This window comes from Paenibacillus sp. 01T47 (genome assembly GCF_056398245.1).
Genome location: NZ_JBFTPA010000010.1, coordinates 201,511 through 221,312 on the forward strand (window position 1 = coordinate 201,511; position 19,802 = coordinate 221,312).

The following is a 19,802-nucleotide window of genomic DNA, read 5'->3' on the forward strand; positions in this document are numbered from 1 at the left end:
TTAACTTCTATTAGAAGCTAAAAATCGACTCCCTAATTTATCCTTAAGGCCGTTGTCGTGAAGCACTTGTTCCAATCGATCCTGCTGTTCGTTCTCTGGAACAAGCTTCGTATGGAACGCAGAGATCAGCATCTCATAAGCCTTAACCAGATCCTTCCACTCTGCCCTGCCACGAGAAAGCTGAAGCTCATTCAACATCGTCTGAACCTCGCGGTAAGGTGCAACTACACCTTGCTCATACTGCTCTAAATCCCTGTTCCGATTACGCATGCACGTAACGATAGTCAAACATTGAATAATAAAATCTAACGAATAGTCTTGCCCCTCATCCCGGCCCTTCTCAAGGAGCTGTTCCCTATCCGGTTCGTGGTCGAAAGAAAGCACCCTCAGGGCTGTACTATTGTTGGCTAGTTTCTTCAATATCGATTGGGGGCCCATCTCAACCGCTTCCGAAACCCCGTTCTCCAGCAAAAAACGGATAACCGCTGTCCATTGAACGGGTGCGGTAATCTGCTCAGTCAGCACTGCTGGAATCTCATCCACACTCCGATATAATCTTGCAGTCACACTGGAAACAACCGGATGTTGGAGTGTTCCAAGCTTCAGTCCTTTAAGCTCCTCTGCAAATAGCTGCGCTGCTGGTGCCATAAGAGGACTGTGGAACGGCGCGCTCACATGAAGCGGGATGACAACGCCTCCCCGCTTGGAGATACGCTGCACCACTTCGTTCAATACTCCTTTATGTCCAGAAATGACAACCTGATCATCTGAATTAATATTAGACACTACAACAATTTCAGCTCCACCCTGAAACGAGGAACTAGCGTGCTTGCAGATCTCTGCAACTTCAGCTGCGCTAAGCGACATTACCGCCGCCATTGCACCACTACCAGCATCGTCCGCATCACGCATGAGCTCACCACGACGATGAACGATACGGACAGCGCTGTCGAATGGGATACCACCTGCACAAGTCAAGGCGGTAATTTCTCCAAGGCTATGACCGGCTAAAAATTGCGGAGCCTTCCCCAGCAGGTCTCTGTATATTTTGTACATTGCCATCCCTACAGTTAATATAGCTGGCTGTGCATATTCCGTCCTTGTCAATTCCTCCATGCTGCCCTCAAACATAAGTTTTGTGAGATCCATGTTCATCGCTTCGCTCGCTTCATGAAAGATCTCTTTGGCGAGCTCATATTTCCTATACAAATCCTTGCCCATGCCAACATACTGTGAGCCTTGACCGGGAAACAGCAATGTGCCGCCTACCATACGCTTTCAGCTCCCTCTTCTAATTCTGCCATTACAACTTTGAGAGATGCTAGATACAGACAGAGCAATTCATCCACACTCGCTATGTCCCATGAACAAGCATCATATAGACATCGGATGTTTAACTCGTCTTCACTAAACTCAAGCTGAAGCGCAAAGCCGATTAGCGGCATATAGGACTCCATTCCTCTCAAGTCGGTTGAAGAGAACCATGGTATGATTCCATTGTCCAATGTAAGGAAACCAGCTGCTGTCGCAAGCGAGGAAAAGGTATAATAGTCGCCGCTTTCCCGTTGATTAGCTACTTCAGGGATCATTTCCACAACCGTCATATAGTGGGACATATTCAGCGTCACAGGCACCATCCGATCTCCTACACCGTCTTTGACGATGACTGTAACTTCATCGGACATCGTAATATCGGATAGCACGTACATATAAAGGACAAGCAATATATCGACGATATCTGATCCAATGTCTTCTGATAGCTGCATCAATTTCCCGAGCAGCGCTTCATCCAGCTTGCATGAACGGGGAATGGCTGCATGATCTATACCCGTTTCTCTGCTTATGATGCGATTAGGGAAAGTTAAACCTTTCAGCCCTGCTAGTCCATCCATATCTCCTTCTTCACTGAATGGTGCATCCATTAGCGCAGCCATTCCGCGGAGTGTCGCATGTCCAAACAGATCTGCAACGGATACACGAGAAGGGTAGTGCTGCTCCAAGTTGTGATGTAAAGCAACAAGCAGAATGGAGTTGCCTCCTACCTCGAAGAAGTTGTCTTCAGCGGCAAAATCGACGGTATGCAGCACCTCTTGCCAAAGAGCCGCTACTTTCCGCTCCGTATCGGTATCCAGCTCAAGCAGCTGCAGAGCAAATGCAGCATTATCCTGCAAACGAGCCACTTCACTCTGCTTTGGCAGCGCCTTGCGATCAATCTTTCCATTATTATTCAATGGCAATGCTGCAAGCCAAATGTAACGCTGCGGCACCATATATTCAGGCACTCGACTTGCCATAAAGCTGCGAAGCTCTGATGTCGACAATTCAGACTCCGCTGCATAATAAGCACATAACAATCCGCCATTAGACTGCTCCTCTTCCAGCAGCACCGCCGATTCAGTAACGTCCTCGTGCCGTGCGAGCATCATTCCAACTTCCTCCAGCTCGACGCGATGTCCGCGGATTTTCACTTGAAAGTCACTGCGCCCGAGAAATTCGAGGTTTCCGTCGTTTAAGTAGCGTGCAAGATCACCTGTTCTATACATTCTCTCACTGGGATAAAAAGGGTCGCTAACGAACTGTTCCTCCGTAAGCTCCGGCTTCCCAAAGTAACCTTGGGCCAATCTTGTCCCTGCTATACAAAGTTCACCAGCTACTCCAGGAGGCTGAAGACGTCCCACCTTATCCAAAATGTACGTTCGCACTCCAGCAAGCGGTTTGCCTATTCCGGGATGATTATCCTCTATCCGCTGTATCGTTGACCATACCGTCGTTTCTGTCGGCCCGTACACATTGTATATTCGAAGCTGTGGATAAGGCTTCAGTCGATTCCATAGGGTTGGAATAAATGGCTCCCCCCCAATGATCAAATCTTTTAAATAGCGCAAGCATGATCTCTCTTCTTTGCCAGCCAGCAGCATTTGCAGTCTCATCGGGGTAGTTACCATCATCTCAACATCATGTTTGACGATGAGACGATCCAGCAGTTCTGGGTCTCTGCGCTCCGCTTGTGATGCTAGAATCACCTTCATCCCATAAAGAAGCGGCATAATTAAGTCATGTATAGATACATCGAACGCGGCGCTTGCTAAAGCAACAATCGTTTTTCCTGGTACATATTCTACTTGCTCTGCCATTCCTTCTATGAACCGTATCGCACTCTCATGCTGAATCATGACACCTTTTGGTCTGCCTGTTGAACCTGATGTATAGATCACATAAGCTAGATTTTGAGAGGAATTATCCTGCTCCATGCTGCTTGAGAGTATGTGTGAATCCTTCTCTTCCCCGCCAGCAGCGCACTGCTCGTCTCTCTCATCGATACAAACAATATTGCCTTCATATTGAGAAGCTTTCGAGAGGTAATCGTGCTGCGTTAACAAAACCGGAGCCTTAGTATCCTCCAGCATATAATGAATGCGATCCTCTGGGTATTCCAAATCAATGGGCAAATAGGCGCCTCCAGCCTTCCAGATGCCAATGATGCCAACTACCAGCTCGACCGTTCGCTCCACCATCAGTCCAACCACAATTCCTGAACGCACGCCTTCGCTACGCAGTCTACTAGCAAGTTCGTGTGCCCGCTGATTCAGCGTGTCGTAAGTAAACGACTCCTCGCCGCAAATAAGTGCAGTCTCATAGGGGCGAGATTGAGCCTGCTTCTCGAATAGGTGATGCAGGGTCATGCTTGATTCACCAGCTATTCTCTTTCTATGTAAAGGCTTAGCTTCAGTGGATGAGCATGAACCAACACAAAGTGATTTTATTAATGCTTGAACTTCATCTTCATCCAATATGGCTGCATCTCTAAGGAGAATGTCGTCGCCTCGAACTAACAGCTCCGCTGCCCGATGAACATGATTAGCTAGATTTTTCATCATTGTCGTGCTGTAAGCAGAGCTATTGTATGTCATAGTAAGCGTTATGGCGGGTGATTCTGACTCTAAGACACTGTACGAAAAGAGCAAACCAACCCCTTCAGCGCTCGGTTTCCCATAACTATTTTCCAAGGTTACGGCTACAGCCTGTCCCGAATTGAAGCTGCTTGTTCTGGCGGAATCGATAGTTTCTAGTTCCAAAATATGTCCCTTATTACTGTCCTCGAATTCATTCAGAGCTCCGTCTAATTGCTTTAGCAATGACTGAAGCATATTTTGCTCATCTACCCTGATTTGAAGCGGAATCCATGTCCCGTCCATATGACTTCCGAATCTCTGAGACGGAATGCCGATCGTTAATCGGTTATCCCCTTTATATTTATAAAGCATGATGTAAACCGCAGTAAGCAGTACGCTATACAATCGCTGATTGGACTGTTCAGCATATCGGAGCAGCATTTCTGTGAGCTCTTTGGGTAAATGGATGCGCTGCTCCATAGAACGATACTCCGCTTCTCTGCTAAGCAAATCTGGGGGAAACCCTCCATCCTCTCGCCACAAATATTGATTTCTCTCACCAGCGTCTATGACTACCTTATCCATATTTTTTGCTCCTCTCTATTGTGAATGGATGATTTCTTTGCCAGCCAATATCCTCAGGAGCGTATCATTTAGGAGCGAAACGACTTGTTGTTCCCGTTCATGTATGAAAAAATGACCTCCTTCGAAGTTGACGATTTTACAGGTCTCCGTCGTTTGTGACTGCCAATCTTCTGAAGTCCCGTACAGGCTGCTGTCCTCAGAGCCATTCATAACAATGAGATGAAGAGGGAGCGGCGGCTTAACCTCTGGCTTGTACGTGCCAACCAGCTTAAAGTCAGCTCGCAATATGGGCATAAATACGTCTCGCAGCTCCTTATGCTCGAATAGCTCAGCAGATGTTCCGCCAAGGCTTAATACTTCTTCGATAAAAGCTTTATCGGGAAGCTGATATATTTCTCGGTTCACATGGCTGGAATGAGGCGCCCCGTACCCTGACATAAAAACTACGGATGGGAGCGTCAATCCTGCTGCATGAATGCTATGAATTAATTCATAAGCGATCAAGCATCCCATGCTGTGGCCGAATAAAGCATACTGATTTTGTGTATAGTCATGGATTAAATGCAATATATCTTTAACTGCCTCATGAATATCCTCGTAGAGCGGCTCACTCATCCGGCTTCCTCTCCCAGCTAATTCAATCGGAATCAATTGAATAGAAGGATCGAGCTGCCGCGACCATTTCTTATAGACCTGAGCCGAGCCCCCCGCGTAAGGCAAACAAAGCAACGGTATACTATCCATAATTAGGAACGACCACCTTGTTAGGAAGCGATTTGATTTTGTTAAACACCACTAGCTAGCGTACGCCAAAATGTTTTTTCCATTGCAAATAGTTTTTCTGCTAGAGCTATCTCTCTGTCTCGCTGAAATTTATACGTAACAAAAGATTGCTTGATCGCATGCCAGCCGTCACAGATCATCTCCAATTGATCCTTAAGGGATTCGTATAATGTCACATTTATTTTCTTCTGCTCTCGCAGCGTTCGAATAAGTCCTTCATTTGCAATATGCCGGTTGCATATAATGTTGATTCCAATGAGTGCATACGTAATATGAGCGCTATATTTATCCGGGCTTGAATCTACTTGCCACATTCCCTCCATAGAGAAATCATCAAGCTCCCGCGTGAGCCGCTCCGCATTGTCAACAACTTCCGATAAGTTCAATTGATACGGTTTAATCGTTGGATGAAGATTATAAATATAATAGGCAGGGCCATTATAGTTTTTGTTGATATTGTATTCTGAATTTTTGAATGCTTTTCTGAGCCGATCCTCAGGAACCTCATGTTCATTGTAGCCAGCAAGCGTATCGTCAATGACATAGAAGGATGAGCGTTCATTATCGTAACCATTAAACAGCGAATAATGGTACCAATGAAACTTTTTCCAAGCCATGCTTCCCGGCAGCCAATAGAACAAATCGACATTCACACTTAAATTGCGCCCACCGTCAAGCACCTCTTTTATTTCATCTATAAACATTTCCTTATCGCGGAAGTGCCCCGGCTCAATCCACTTAATAACACCGGTTAGTGGGAATTTGGTCCAATCGTCGAGATAATATAGCGTATCAATCGTCGGATATCGAAATTGCTGGTCTGTCGCTGCAGACCAAGGATAATATCGATGAATGTTCAAATATGCCGCATATCGATAGCTGGGATGAGCAGAAACAGCGATTGAATAGGCTTGATTGAGCATACAGTTCGCCCAGAATTCATTAAATGGTTGTCTGTCCAACGTAACTTTCATCCGCTTATCCTCCTTAATAGATCCAAACTCGTATCATTTAATCATTTCTCGGCGGTACTGCACGAAGGAAATACCTCCGAGAACGATGTTATTTCGGACCATCTTGCAGCAATAGATCGCTTAGTTTCATCAGAGGGCTGGCAGCAGCCGTCATTTCCTCTACGGTTGCACAATAATGCTGAGCCATGCGCGTAATCGTATCTGAGTGAAACAGTGCTGTGGCATACTCCAAGCTGCAAATCATTTCTCCATTACTCTCCACAACCTCCAGCGTCAAATCGAATTTACTAACTCCTGGCTCGAACGGCTGAAGCTCAAAGGTTAAATCGCCTCCTTGCATGACAGAACGATCCATATTTTGCAAAATGAACATCGTGTCGAACAAAGGATTTCGACTCTGATTTTTCCCAAGCTCCAATCGCTTCACCAAATCCTCAAACGGATACTCCTGATGCTCCAGCGCTTGCAGTACGTCATTATGCACATCGGTGATGTAACCGCCGAGTGTTCTTTCAGGCTGTGGTCGGCATCGAATCGCAACTGTATTAACGAATATACCGATTTGCCCCTCAAGATCGACATGGTCACGTCCCGCTGTTGGCGTGCCAATTATAATGTCATCTTGGCCGCTGTACTTGCCAAGCAAAAGCGCATAAGCACCAAGCAGCACCGTATACAAAGTTGTCCCCAGCTCTCTTGCCATGTGCTGCGCTCGTCTCGTAAGTTTCTCATTCAACCTAAAACTATATCTGCGCCCCTCGAAGCTCTGCATCGCTGGTCGCGGATTATCCGCCTGGAGCTCCAGTATTGGCAGTTCGCCTGAGAACATATCCAGCCAGTGGCGCTCATTCGCCTCGTACCCTGGACCATTTAATTGAGCTTTCTGCCAGACGGCATAATCTCTATACTGCACCCGCAGCTCTGCAAGCTCATTGCCGGAGTACAATTCGATCAATTCTTTCAGAAGCACACTGACCGATACACCATCCGTAACAATATGATGCATATCAAGCAGCAGCAAGTGAGAGCTAGAGCTTAGCGGAACAAGAGCTGCCCGCAGCAATATGCAGCTACCAAGATCAAATGGACGGATGAACCGCGCCATTAATCTAGTAATGGTTTCATCCATTCCCGTTTCTGACAACAAACGTTTGGCAGTCATTCGTGCCCATGCATTACCCTCCAGCTTAAATGCCGCAGATGGATGAATCCGTTGCCTGAATTGTCCATCCTCATAATGGAAAGACGTCCGTAAACTCTCATGCCTCATGATTAAAGCGGTGAACGCCTGCTCCAGCTTCTTCGCATCCAGATTCCCACGAATATGCAGTGCAAAAGGGACATTATACATCGTTGCTTCTCCAGACAGCAGAGATAAAACATATTGCCTTCTTTGAGCGCGCGACATCGGGAAATACGCCCTGTCCATCTGACGCGGAATCGATTCATACGTTTGCTGGCTTTGACCTTCAATTACTAGAGCGAGCAACTCTAGTGTCGGATTTTGAAATAATTCTCTCAGCGGCACGCGCACACCAAATTGTACGCCTATCCGACTGACCAATGTTGCCGCCTTTAACGAATGTCCCCCTAACTCGAAGAAGCTATCTGTCGCTCCGATGTTATCCGTCAATAGCAGCTCCTGCCAGATTATAACCAGCTTGCGCTCCGTCTCCGTACTCGGCTCCCGGTAATGTCGTACATTCCGTTCTGTCTGCTGCGGTCTTGGAAGTGCCTTGCGATTTATCTTGCCTGTTGGCGTCATCGGTATTTCATCCTGCAGCATCACATAGGTTGGAATCATATAAGCAGGCAGCTTGCCTCTCAGATGTTGGATTAGCTCCTCAGTTACACTGAGAGAATGCCCGCCTACGCTCTCTAACCATACGGTTTCTCCCTTATGGATACTTTCGAGTGCTGCTGCAACATAATGATCCGCGTACGAGGTCATATTTGGCAGATCAGCATCATCAGCCTTTTGTAGGACAACATAAGCGCAGAGAACAGGCTCACCCTCAGGCTCTTGAAACGCGATGACAACCGCTTCCTTCACACGCTCATGCTGCAGCAGCTGCTGCTCCACCTCACCGGTTTCAATGCGATGTCCTCGTATTTTCACCTGATGATCGCGGCGGCCTGCGTATACAAATTCACCATTCGCCAGCCTTCTGCCAAGATCACCCGTGCGGTACATTCTCTCCTCTGCATTAAACGGGCTTGTGATGAATACTCCTTGATCCCATTCCGGATGACGAAGATAACCCCGACCAACGCCCGCTCCTCCGATGCAAATTTCACCAATCACACCTGTTGGCTGCAGCTGCAGCTCTGGACTCAGTACGACCATTGCTGCCCCTGCAATAGGTGTGCCAATCGTAATAGCTTCACCGCTAGTTACTTCGCACACCGATGTCCATACTGTTGTTTCCGTTGGGCCATAGAGATTAAAAATACGTGCACTCGTCACCGCACGCAATCTCTCCAGCAGATCCATCGTCAACGGCTCCGCGCCAATCATGACTAAGCTTAAGGATTTCCAAACCTCGCTTTGGCTCACCTGCGCCATCCACCACTTGAAGCGTGATGGCGTAATTTGCAGCACCTCTACCCGATGCTTCTTTATAAGCTCCTGCAGCAGATGAGCATCTCCCCGTTCCTCTTCATTGCAAAGCACCATTTTCATCCCCATTGTTAATGGGAGCAGACTCTCTACGATGAAAATATCAAATGATACGGTCGCCATTGCCAATAGGCTTTGGCCTGCTTCGAATGGAATTCGCTCACGGAATCCACTCACGAAGCTTGCCAGTCCGCGATGCTCGATCATTGCACCCTTCGGCCTGCCCGTTGAGCCGGAAGTATACAGTACATACGCCAGATGCTCGGGAAGGCTTATATTTCCCAGATTCCCTCGTTCAGAGCTATACAGATCAGCATCATCCAAAAACCATTCTTCTGCTGCGCTCATGACAAAACCCGCATATTTCCTTTCTGTCAGAAGCCATTGATCGCCGCAATCCTCCAGCATCCACTGAATGCGCTCAGCAGGGTATGCCGGATCAATAGCGACATAAGCTCCTCCTGCTTTCAAAATGCCAAGAATGCCAATCATCAACAGGGGTGAACGGTCTGCCATCAGCGCTACGATTCGCTCTGGTGCTACCCCGCGGCTGCGAAGCGTATGTGCCAGCTGGTTGGATCTATCATTTAGTTCGCGATAGGTCATCTGCTCCGATTCAAAATGGACTGCAACCGCATCTGGAGTTTTTGCAGCCTGCTGCTCTATCTCTTCAATGACGGATCGCCATTTGAACGGGACACCTGGTAAAGATGAATCTTGGCCCTGCAAACTCAGCGGCATTTTAGCGGGTGCATCTCCTGCAGCTACAGCCCCTTCAGCATCAGCCCCACTGCTCTTCATCCACGTCATACTATTCAATGCCGCAAGCAGCTCCAACTTTTCTTCATCGTTTAGCAGCTCTAGTTCGCCAAGAGTCCGCAATTGATTTTCGCTCGACGTCATTGCTTTAATAATCACGCAGTAGTGGTGCGCCATCCTGATGACCGTCTCCTCATGAAACAGATCCGTTGCATATTCCAAGCTGAAGGCAATGCCTTCCGCGCGCTCTACAGCTTCAAGTGTCAAATCAAACTTGCTGACACCGTGTTCAAACGGCTGCGGCTCGAAGCTCAAACCGCCCGCTTGCAACGCTGAATGTTCCATATTTTGCAAAATAAACATCGTATCGAACAACGGATTTCGGCTCTTGTCCTGAACGTGGTTTAGCCGCTCCACCAGCTTCTCGAACGGATACTCCTGATGCTCCAGCGCCTGCAGCACATCCTCGTGCAATTCGGCAACGTAGCTGCTAACCGTACGATCGAGCTGTGGTCGACAACGAATGGCTGCTGTATTGACGAACATGCCGATGAGTCCCTCCACATCAACATGATTACGTCCAGCTACTGGCGTGCCAACAATAATATCCTCTTGTCCGCTGTACTTCCCAAGCATAAAAGCATACGCACTCAGCAGCACTGAATATAGTGTCACACCTTGCTCTACCGCCAAACGCCGCGCCAGCTGTGCAAGCTCTCCGTCTAGATGGAAGACATGTTTTCGCCCCTTGAAAGTTTGAACGATCGGGCGTTTCCTATCTGTCGGCAATTCCAGCAGCGGCAGCTCGCCTTCAAACTTCTTCAACCAGTAACGCTCATGCGCCTCGATTGCTTCGCCGCCTAGCTGTCCCTCCTGCCAGACCGCATAATCTCTATATTGCACCCGCAGCTCTGGCAGTTCATTTCCGCCGTATAATGCTGTTAATTCCTTTACCAGCACACTCATTGAAACGCCATCAGTCACAATATGATGGATGTCCAGCAGCAGCAAGTAATGCTCTTCTTCCAGTTGAAGAAGTCCTGCCCTTAGCAGCAGTCCGCTTTCCAAATCAAAAGGTCTTATAAACTTCGTAGTAAGCTCATTCAGCCATTCGGATTCAGCGCTTACATCATCACTAGATGCTCCCAACCACTTGCCAGCTGGTACAAGCTCCTCTACAGCATCCTCGAAATGAAATGCCGTCGCTGGATGAACTCGCTGCCTGAATTGTTCATCCATATAATGAAACGAAGTTCGTAAACTTTCATGCCTAGCGACCAATGATGAAAACGCAGCTTCAAGTCTCGAAGCGTCCAGATTGCCCCGAATTCGCAGTGCAAACGGAACATGGTACATCGTCGATTCTCCTGTTAGCAGCCCCAGCAAATATTGTCTTCTCTGCGCATGCGACATCGGATAATGCTCCTGATCCATCTGGCGAGGAATCGATTCATATGTTTGCAGATGTTTACCTTCAATTACTTCAGCAAGGGACCCTAGCTTTGGATTTAAAAACAGCTCCCTCAGCGGCACATGTACACCGAACTGCTCGTGGATTCGGCTCACCAGCGCTGCAGCCTTGAGCGAATGGCCGCCAAGCTCGAAGAAGCTGTCCATCACGCCAATATCGTCCGATTTCAGCAAATCTTTCCACAGCTCGGCAAGCTTGTGTTCCGTTTCGTTTCTTGGCCTTAAGAACTGGCGCTCACTCCGCGCAACCTTATGAGGTTTCGGCAGCGCCTTTCGATGCAGCTTTCCGGTTGGTGTCAGCGGTATTGCATCTAGCAGCATCACATAAGCTGGAATCATATAGGCAGGCAGCTTGCTGCTGAGATGGGTCTGCAGCTCCGAAATCATGTCGGAGAGGTTGTGCTCGATAATATTGTTGTTACAACTAGAGTCGGAAGCGTGTACAACATACGCGCAAAGCGCGTGCTCGCCCTTCTCCTCCTGAAATGCAATGACAACAGCTTCCTTCACACGCTCATGCAGCAGCAGCTGCTGCTCCACCTCACCGGTTTCAATGCGATGTCCTCGTATTTTTACCTGATGATCGCGGCGACCTGCGTATACAAATTCACCGTTCGCCAGCCTTCGGCCAAGATCACCCGTACGATACATCCTCTCACTTGCATTAAACGGGCTCGTGATGAATACTCCATGATCCCATTCTGGATGGCGAAGATAACCCCGTCCAACGCCTGCTCCTAAGATGCAGATTTCACCAATCACACCCGTTGGCTGCAGCTGCAGCGCTGGATTTAACACAACCATTGCTGCCCCGGAAATAGGCTTGCCAATCGTAATGTTCTCACCGCTAGTTACTTCGCACACCGAAGTCCATACCGTTGTTTCCGTTGGTCCATAAAGATTGAAGATACGTGCATTCGTCACCGCACGAAGTCTCTCCAGCAGGTCCATCGTCAACGGCTCCGCTCCAATCATGACTACGCTTAAGGCTTTCCAAACCTCGCTATGGCTCACCTGCGCCATCCACCACTTGAAGCGTGATGGCGTAATTTGCAGCACTTCTACCCGATGCTTACTTATAAGCTCCTGCAGCAGATGAGCATCACCCCGTTCCTCTTCATTGCAAAGCACCATTTTCATCCCCATTGTTAATGGGAGCAGGCTCTCTACAATGAAAATATCGAAGGATACGGTCGCCATTGCCAATATGCTTTGGCCTGCTTCGAATGGAATTCGCTCACGGAATGAACTTACGAAGCTTGCCAAACCGCGATGCTCGATCATTGCACCCTTCGGCCTGCCCGTTGAGCCGGAAGTATACAGTACATACGCCAGCTGCTCGGGACGGCTTACGATCTCCAGATTCCCTCGTTCCGAGCTATACAGATCAGCATCATCCAAATACCATTCTTCTGACGCATTCATGACAAACCCGGCATATTTCCTTTCTGTCAAAAGCCATTGATCGCCGCAATCCTCCAGCATCCACTGAATACGCTCAGCAGGGTATGCCGGATCAATAGCGACATAAGCGCCTCCTGCTTTCAAAATGCCAAGAATGCCGATCATCAACAGAGGTGAACGGTCTGCCATCAATGCTACAATTCGATCCGGTCCTACTCCGCGGCTGCGAAGCGTATGGGCAAGACGATTCGCTTGCTCATTTAATTCGAAATACGAGAGCGTCTCCAAACCAAATAAAATCGCAGCGGAATGTGGCGTTTCTGCCGCTTGCCGCTCTATCTCCGCCATGATGCTCATCCAGCAGGGATGCTCTTCGGTGGATGCGGAGAAATGTGTATTATTTGCTGTCATCTCTACCATCTCTTTTGTTTCATCGAGCAGTGCATCTCTTACCTTCTCCGCGATGTCATTACTCTTCTGTTCCGCTTCATCATCAGCGCTTGCTGACAGCGAAGAAAGCTGCAATTGCTCTGCCTCATCCAATAATTCCAGCTCACCAATCGTCCTCTTTGACCCTTCGCTTGATGTCATCTCCTTAACGATTGTGCAGAAATGTGCGGCCATTCTCTCGATCGTACTCTCATGAAATAAAGAGGTTGCATACTCAAGGTTGCATGTAATCCCCTTCCCCGTCTCCACTGCTTCCAGCGACAAATCAAACTTGCTGAATCCGGTTTCGTACGGCTGCGGCTCGAAGATCAAATCCCCCGCCTGCCTTGCTGGCTGCTCCATATTTTGCAAAATAAACATCGTGTTAAATAGGGGATTGCGACTTAAATCCTGTTCCATATCAAGCTGATTTACAAGATCCTCGAACGGAAATTCCTGATGCTCCAGCGCTTGCAGCACATTCCCGTGCATTTCAGTAATGTAACTGCCAATCGTCATTCCGAATTGCGGGCGGCAACGAATGGCGACCGTATTGACGAACATGCCGATTAGCCTTTCTACATCAATGTGATTGCGTCCGGCTACGGGAGTACCCACGATAATATCCTCTTGTCCGCTATACTTCCCAAGGAGAACCGTATAAGCGCTAAGCAGCAGCGTATATAACGTCGTCCCTCGTTCCCTTGCCAATTGCCGCGCCCGATATGCCAGCTCCTCGTTTAGCTGAAAAGCATACCTTCGGCCCTCAAAACGCTGAACCGCCGGACGCTGCTTGTCTGCAGGCAGATCAAGCACCGGGAGTTCGTCCGAGAACATGCCCAGCCAATAACGCCTCAGCTTCGAGTAATAGTCACCGCTTAATCGTTCCAGCTGCCAGACTGCATAATCTCGATATTGCACCGTCAGCTCTGGCAAGGCCTGCCCGTTGTATAAATCGATCAACTCTTTTATGAGCACGCTCATCGATATCCCATCCGTCACAATATGATGGATATTCAGCAACAACAAGTGACGGTTTTCTGCCAATTGAGCAAGACCGACTCTTAGCAGTGAGCCGCTTCCGAGATCAAATGGATCTGTATATTGGGCCATTAATTCATTGATCCGTACATCTGCTCCGATTGCAGTTGACGCGCGCTGCCATAGATCAGCCTGCTCGCCTTTCATAACCATTTCCGTTAGCTGAAATGGATTAGCAGGATGAATTCGCTGACAGAACTCTTCACCCACATAGTGGAATGATGTTCGCAGGCTCTCATGTCTCGTAATTAGAGCAGTAAACGCGGCTTCCAGTTTCTTTTTTTCCAAATTACCTTGGATGTGAAGTACAAACGGAATATGATACATCGTCGATTGTCCGGCAATGAGCTCGATCATATATTGGCGTCTCTGTGCAGGAGACATTGGATAATGATCCCGATTTGCTTGCAGTGGAATGTTAGCTCCTCCGATGCCCAGCTCAGAATTTAACAGCGTTCCCCCTGCCAGCCACTCAGCCATACTCGCAACAGACAGTCGTTCAAATACGATGCTCAGCGGCATTTCAACATGAAATTTAGCTTGAATCCGGCTTACCAATACTGCAGCCTTCAGGGAATGTCCACCCAACTCGAAAAAATCATCATAAATACTAATTTGCTCCATGCCGAGCACATCTCTCCATATTTCAGCCACCTCTGCCTCCAGCGAGGTTCGCGGCAGGGTAAGCTCAGCAACGACTCGTTGCTGTAAAACAGGTTCTGGGAGCGCCTTGCGATCCACTTTGCCATTAGGTGTTAATGGTATCGCAGCGATCTCCATAAAAAACGAAGGGATCATATAGTCTGGCATTTTACTTTTCAAAAAGCTCTTAAATTCCTGAGCTCCTATTGTTTGATTTACAACCATGTATGCGCAAAGTTTTTTATCGCCTGCTTGATCCTCATGAGCGATGATAACCGCTTCGTCTACCGCCTCATGTCTTTGAAGCTGCGCACCAATTTCTCCAAGCTCGATCCGAATGCCTCTCAGCTTGATTTGATCATCCATCCGGCCTAAATACACCGCATTTCCGTCTGGCAGCCACTTAGCTAAATCACCGGTACGGTACATGATGGTGCCAGGCAGCAGCGGGTGTTCAACAAACCGTTCCGCGGTCAATTCCGGTTTATTAACATACCCGGCAGCAAGGCCGCTGCCGGAGATGCATAGCTCCCCAGCCGTTCCCACCGGTGCAGGCTTGTCTCCAAAATTTAAAATGTGAACAGCGACGCCATGCATCGGTCCGCCAATTGGCACATTAACGCCGCTGGCAGCAGCTGATTTATACACATACATATTGGAGCAGATCGTCGCCTCAGTCGGACCATAGCCGTTAACCATTCGTATATTCGGATTTAATTGAACAAAAAGCGCAAGCGTTGTATCTTTTATAGGTTCAACACCAACAAGCAGCTTGTCCAAGGAAATCGTCATCCTCGATTGTTCCAACGATTGCGCCACATCCCGAAGCAGCGTCGGCGGAATATAAGCAAAAGTTATCTGCTCTTCTACTATTACTTTAGCTAGCTCTCTAGGGTCAAGCAGCTTAGGATTTGGATAAAGGACAAGGGATGCGCCAAACATAAAAGGCATAAACAGCTCGCATACGCTCACATCAAACGAAATATTGGTAAGGCTTAAGCAGCGGTCTCTTTCATCAAAATTTCCGTCATAAAACAGCTTCAACGAATGGCTGAAGTTATAGAAGCTGCGATGCGGAACCATAACCCCCTTCGGCTGCCCAGTAGATCCCGAAGTGTAGATAACATACATAAGATCATCTGCTGAAATGGATACGTCCACATTGCTTTTATCCCCGTCATATATCGTTTCATCCGTTAATCGAATTTCCTGAACGGATGAATACACATTTCTATGAACCGAATCGTCTACTAAGAGCAAACTTGCTCTGCTGCCAGCAAGCATATATCGAATTCTCTCCTGCGGATATTGAAGGTCGATTGGCATGTATGCACCGCCAGCCTTCATAATCGCAAGCATTCCTGTCACCATTGAAATCGAACGTTCAGCCATCACACCGACAATGCTGTTAGGGCCAACACCGCAGCGAACAAGCTTACGCGCCAGCGCATTTGCTCGCCCATTCAATTGCTCGTACGTTAATGACTCCCCTCTGCACTGAACGGCGACTCTTCCAGGAACCCGCCTTGCCTGTTCTTCAAAGCTGCTGTGGATACAGCGAGCGCTAGGGAAAGCAGCCGCACGACTGCCAAATTCCGTCAGCAACTTGTTGTAATCTTGAGGGGACAACATTTCGCACTCGCCTAATGTATGGTCTGGATAGTCCGTTACATAACTTAGCAACGTAATGTAATGTCTCATCATCGACCTTACGGTCTCTTCGCGGAACAAGTCCTTGCCATATTCGACTACCAATCGCAGGGTACCTTCATTTTGCTCCACGGCTTGAACCATCAGATCGTATTTCGCCGTCCCATGCGGGAACCTCTCGTGCCGATAGGTCAATTCTTTACTCGAGTAGTTGGGAATGTTCAAATTTTGCATAATAAACATCGTATCGAATAACGGATTGCGGCTGCTATCTCGCCGATCCACCATGGACGCTAACTCTTCAAATGGAAAGTCCGAATTTTCATAAGCCTCTGTCGATGCTGCTTTTATCTCTTCCAAAAACTGGGTAAACGGTTTGTTTGCCACGGGATACCCACGCAATACAAGTGTTCCGACGAACATCCCTACCAGAGTCTCAGCTTCACGGTTGACTCTCCCCGCAATCGGTGTGCCTACAGCAATATCTTCCCCGCCAGAATACTTTGCAAGAAGGGTATAATAGACGGATAAAAGCACCATAAATAGCGTAGATTCCGTTGATTTTGCCAGCTTTCGCAGATTATCCGATAACTCGTTGTCCACATATATATCAAATGTTTCGCCGCGATTACTTTTTATCAGAGGACGAGGAAAGTCAGTCGGAAGCTCCAGCACAGGCCACTCCCCTTGGCATTGCTTCATCCAGTAACTTCTCTGTCGCTCCATCCGCTCCGATTGCAGTTCCTCTCTCTGCCACGCAGCGTAGTCTATATACCGCAAGGTTAACGGCTCAAGACTCTCTCCTTGGTAAAGCATCATAAGCTCTTTGAGCAAAATACCTGCTGAGAAGCCATCCGAAGCAATATGATGCATATCCAAATACAACACATGTCGCTCAAGATTAACGGTGAGTAAAGCAGCGCGAAGCAGCGGCGCATGACTCAGGTCAAATGATGTAAACAAGCTATGCAGCGTTTCAAGCACCGTTTCTTCGGATACCTGCAGCCGCTGAAGGGAAAAATGAACATCAGAATGAACGAATTGACAAATTTCACCGTCTACTATGGCGAATGACGTTCTTAACATCTCATGCCGTTTTACTAATGAATGAATAGACGCTTCCAATCTGCTTGCATCAATTTCCCCTTCTAAATGTAAAAGCTCCGGCAAATTATAGCTTCTATCGCTAGGCGATGCAGCTTGCTGCAAGTACATTCGCTTTTGCGACGAAGAGATCGTATAATACTCCCGCTCCGCCACTCGAGGCATATGAATTACTTTTTCCGTTTCTGGCGAACCGCTCCTTAATCGCCGCTCTTCCACAACTCCAGCAAAATCGCTAAGTGTAGGATGTCCTAGCAAATGCTGCACTTCTAGTCGAATTCCCCAGCTTTGACTAAGTGAATTAACAATTCGCAGCGCAATGATCGAATCACCGCCCAATTCATAGAAGTTAGCATCATTGCTGAGCTCACGATAACCGAGCAGTTCCCCCCATACATTAGCGACACTTTGCTCCGATTCCGAGACGGCACCTTCACTGCACAGCCTCACATGGTTAACTGCCGATTCATGTTTAATCTCTCTCAGAGGTGCTATATTAACACTGCGATCATCTTCCTCTACCCAACACGGATAGGGATCAAATGAATATACAGGCAGCGGTACCCTTCTGCGTCTCTCATCACGATAAAGCTCCTTCCAATCTACTTTAGCACCAGCTGCATATAACTGAGCTAACTGTGTACTTGCATCATCGTTGCCCCGGTCACTGCGGACAACCTGCTCTAAGAGCTCTTTTTGCTTTCGCTCGTCATTCCCTCCCGTATGCACTGCATTTGAATCGCCGTAACAAATATTCGGCATCATCGTGTTTTGCAACCGCTCAACATCTAAGGCTTCCAGCCTATTTCTAAGCTCAACTTCATTTTTGGCGACGATCGCCAAACGATATCGATAATGTCCGCGACCTATCGCCGCACTATAGCAGATGTCCGATAAGCGCCATTCATGCTGCTCCTGATCGGCAAACCAAGCACGATAATTAATAATGGATCGCTTAAGAGCCGATTCGCTTTGGGCGGATAGGCAAAAAACTTCATTTTTTTCTTCCCCATAAGCTGCATTCGCTACCTCGTCCAACATAACGTGATCATTCGTTGACATTGACGGTGCTTCTTCCAGCACAACATGGCAGTTGGTTCCGCTCATACCAAATGCGCTAATACCGCATTTACGCGCACCAAACTCATCACTCCAATGCGATAGCTTGTCGTTGACATACACTGGAGAATCAACAAACGATATTTTGCGATTGGGGAAACGATAATGCAGCGTAGGTGGAATCTGTTTATTGCAAAGGGAAAGAACTGCCTTCAGCAGCCCCGTAATACCAGCAGCATGATCGAGATGTCCGATATTGCTTTTGACTGAGCCAATCGCACAGAACTGCCTCTTGTCTGTGAAACGTCTAAATGCTCTTGTAATGCCGTCAATTTCAATAGGATCTCCCAATGTGGTTCCTGTACCATGCGCTTCCAAATACATGATCGTTTCGGGATCAATGGCTGCATCCTGCCAAGCACGGACAATGACATCCTCCTGTGCCAAGGCGTTGGGCGCAGTGATGCCTACGGAGCTGCCATCCTGATTCATAGCGCTCCCTTTAATGAGTGCATAAATATGATCCCCATCCTGCAGCGCCTTTGCGAACGGTTTAAGCAGCAATGCGACTACACCATCCCCGATACCGGTCCCGTCAGATCTGTCATCAAACGGCTTTGCACGGTTATCGCTTGACTCGATCCCAAGCCGAATGCCCATATCGATCGGAAGCAAATTGAGCTTCACACTTCCAGCGATAGCAGCATCGCATTCACCGCTGCGAATGGACTGACATGCTAAATGGACGGCCACAAGAGAGGATGAGCAAGCGGTGTCGACATTAAGTGCCGGCCCTTTCAAATTCAAGAGATAAGAGATGCGGCTTGCGATCATTGAACTTAAATTGCCTGGCGCTGCCATTGCGAGCGCTTCTGGATTTACCGTCTCAATAATACGTTTATAATCATGCAGCGCATCGGCGTTATGACCGATAAATACACCTGTTCGTGAGCCATGGAGCGCTTCGCCCCCATACCCGCCATCCTCCAATGCGCTCCATGCGGTCTGCAGAAACATGCGCTGGTTCGGACTCATTAGAGAAGCTTCCTTCGGAGACAATCGAAAAAAGGAATAATCGAAGGAAGAGATATCCTCCAAATATGCACCATCAAATATTGAAATGGTTTCATACAATGCGCTCAGGCGACGAAGATACGGTTCCAACTCCTGCCGCCTCGACTGCGGGAAGGAACGTACACCGTCCACTCCATTTTGCAGCATATCCCAAAACTCTCGGTGTGTGTCTGACTTCGGAAGCTTGGCAGAAATGCCGATGATCGCAATTTCTTGGCTTGCGGTTTCCAGCACCGCGTCACTACTTGCGTCTCCTTCATTTTCATTGCGATTTGGTTCCAACAAATCCAACTGGAACATGCTGCACACTCCTCT

At 48.0% G+C, this 19,802-nt stretch carries 5 protein-coding genes; all 5 read right to left on the reverse strand.

The features are described 5' to 3' along the window. The 5 genes from fabD to AC1DOV_RS20525 all read right to left on the reverse strand — a co-directional run bounded on the left by fabD (position 1) and on the right by AC1DOV_RS20525 (position 19,787). Positions 1-1,272: an ACP S-malonyltransferase gene (fabD, locus tag AC1DOV_RS20505; protein WP_477550923.1), complete on the reverse strand. Its 1,272-nt coding sequence runs from the start codon at positions 1,270-1,272 to the stop codon at positions 1-3. After that, positions 1,266-4,478, reverse strand: a complete 3,213-nt coding sequence (locus AC1DOV_RS20510) for a non-ribosomal peptide synthetase (RefSeq protein ID WP_477550924.1) — start codon at positions 4,476-4,478, stop codon at positions 1,266-1,268. Before AC1DOV_RS20510 ends, fabD begins: the two co-directional genes overlap by 7 nt. A 15-nt stretch (positions 4,479-4,493) precedes the next feature. Further along, entirely contained in the window at positions 4,494-5,222 is a 729-nt protein-coding gene (locus tag AC1DOV_RS20515) for a thioesterase II family protein (protein ID WP_441876008.1), read from the reverse strand. Between the two features lie 41 nt (positions 5,223-5,263). After that, complete coding sequence (locus tag AC1DOV_RS20520; RefSeq protein ID WP_441876005.1) at positions 5,264-6,235, reverse strand: cysteine peptidase family C39 domain-containing protein; 972 nt, start codon at positions 6,233-6,235, stop codon at positions 5,264-5,266. Positions 6,236-6,323: 88 nt separating this feature from the next. Then, entirely contained in the window at positions 6,324-19,787 is a 13,464-nt protein-coding gene (locus AC1DOV_RS20525; protein WP_477550925.1) for an amino acid adenylation domain-containing protein, read from the reverse strand. Between the last annotated feature and the right edge of the window lie 15 nt (positions 19,788-19,802).

Coding starts and splice junctions, on each gene's coding strand:
- AC1DOV_RS20515 (WP_441876008.1), bottom strand. CDS start 5,222: ATGGATAGTATACCGTTGCTTTGTTTGCCTTACGCGGGGGGCTCGGCT.
- AC1DOV_RS20525 (WP_477550925.1), bottom strand. CDS start 19,787: ATGTTCCAGTTGGATTTGTTGGAACCAAATCGCAATGAAAATGAAGGA.
- AC1DOV_RS20510 (WP_477550924.1), bottom strand. CDS start 4,478: ATGGATAAGGTAGTCATAGACGCTGGTGAGAGAAATCAATATTTGTGG.
- AC1DOV_RS20520 (WP_441876005.1), bottom strand. CDS start 6,235: ATGAAAGTTACGTTGGACAGACAACCATTTAATGAATTCTGGGCGAAC.
- fabD (WP_477550923.1), bottom strand. CDS start 1,272: ATGGTAGGCGGCACATTGCTGTTTCCCGGTCAAGGCTCACAGTATGTT.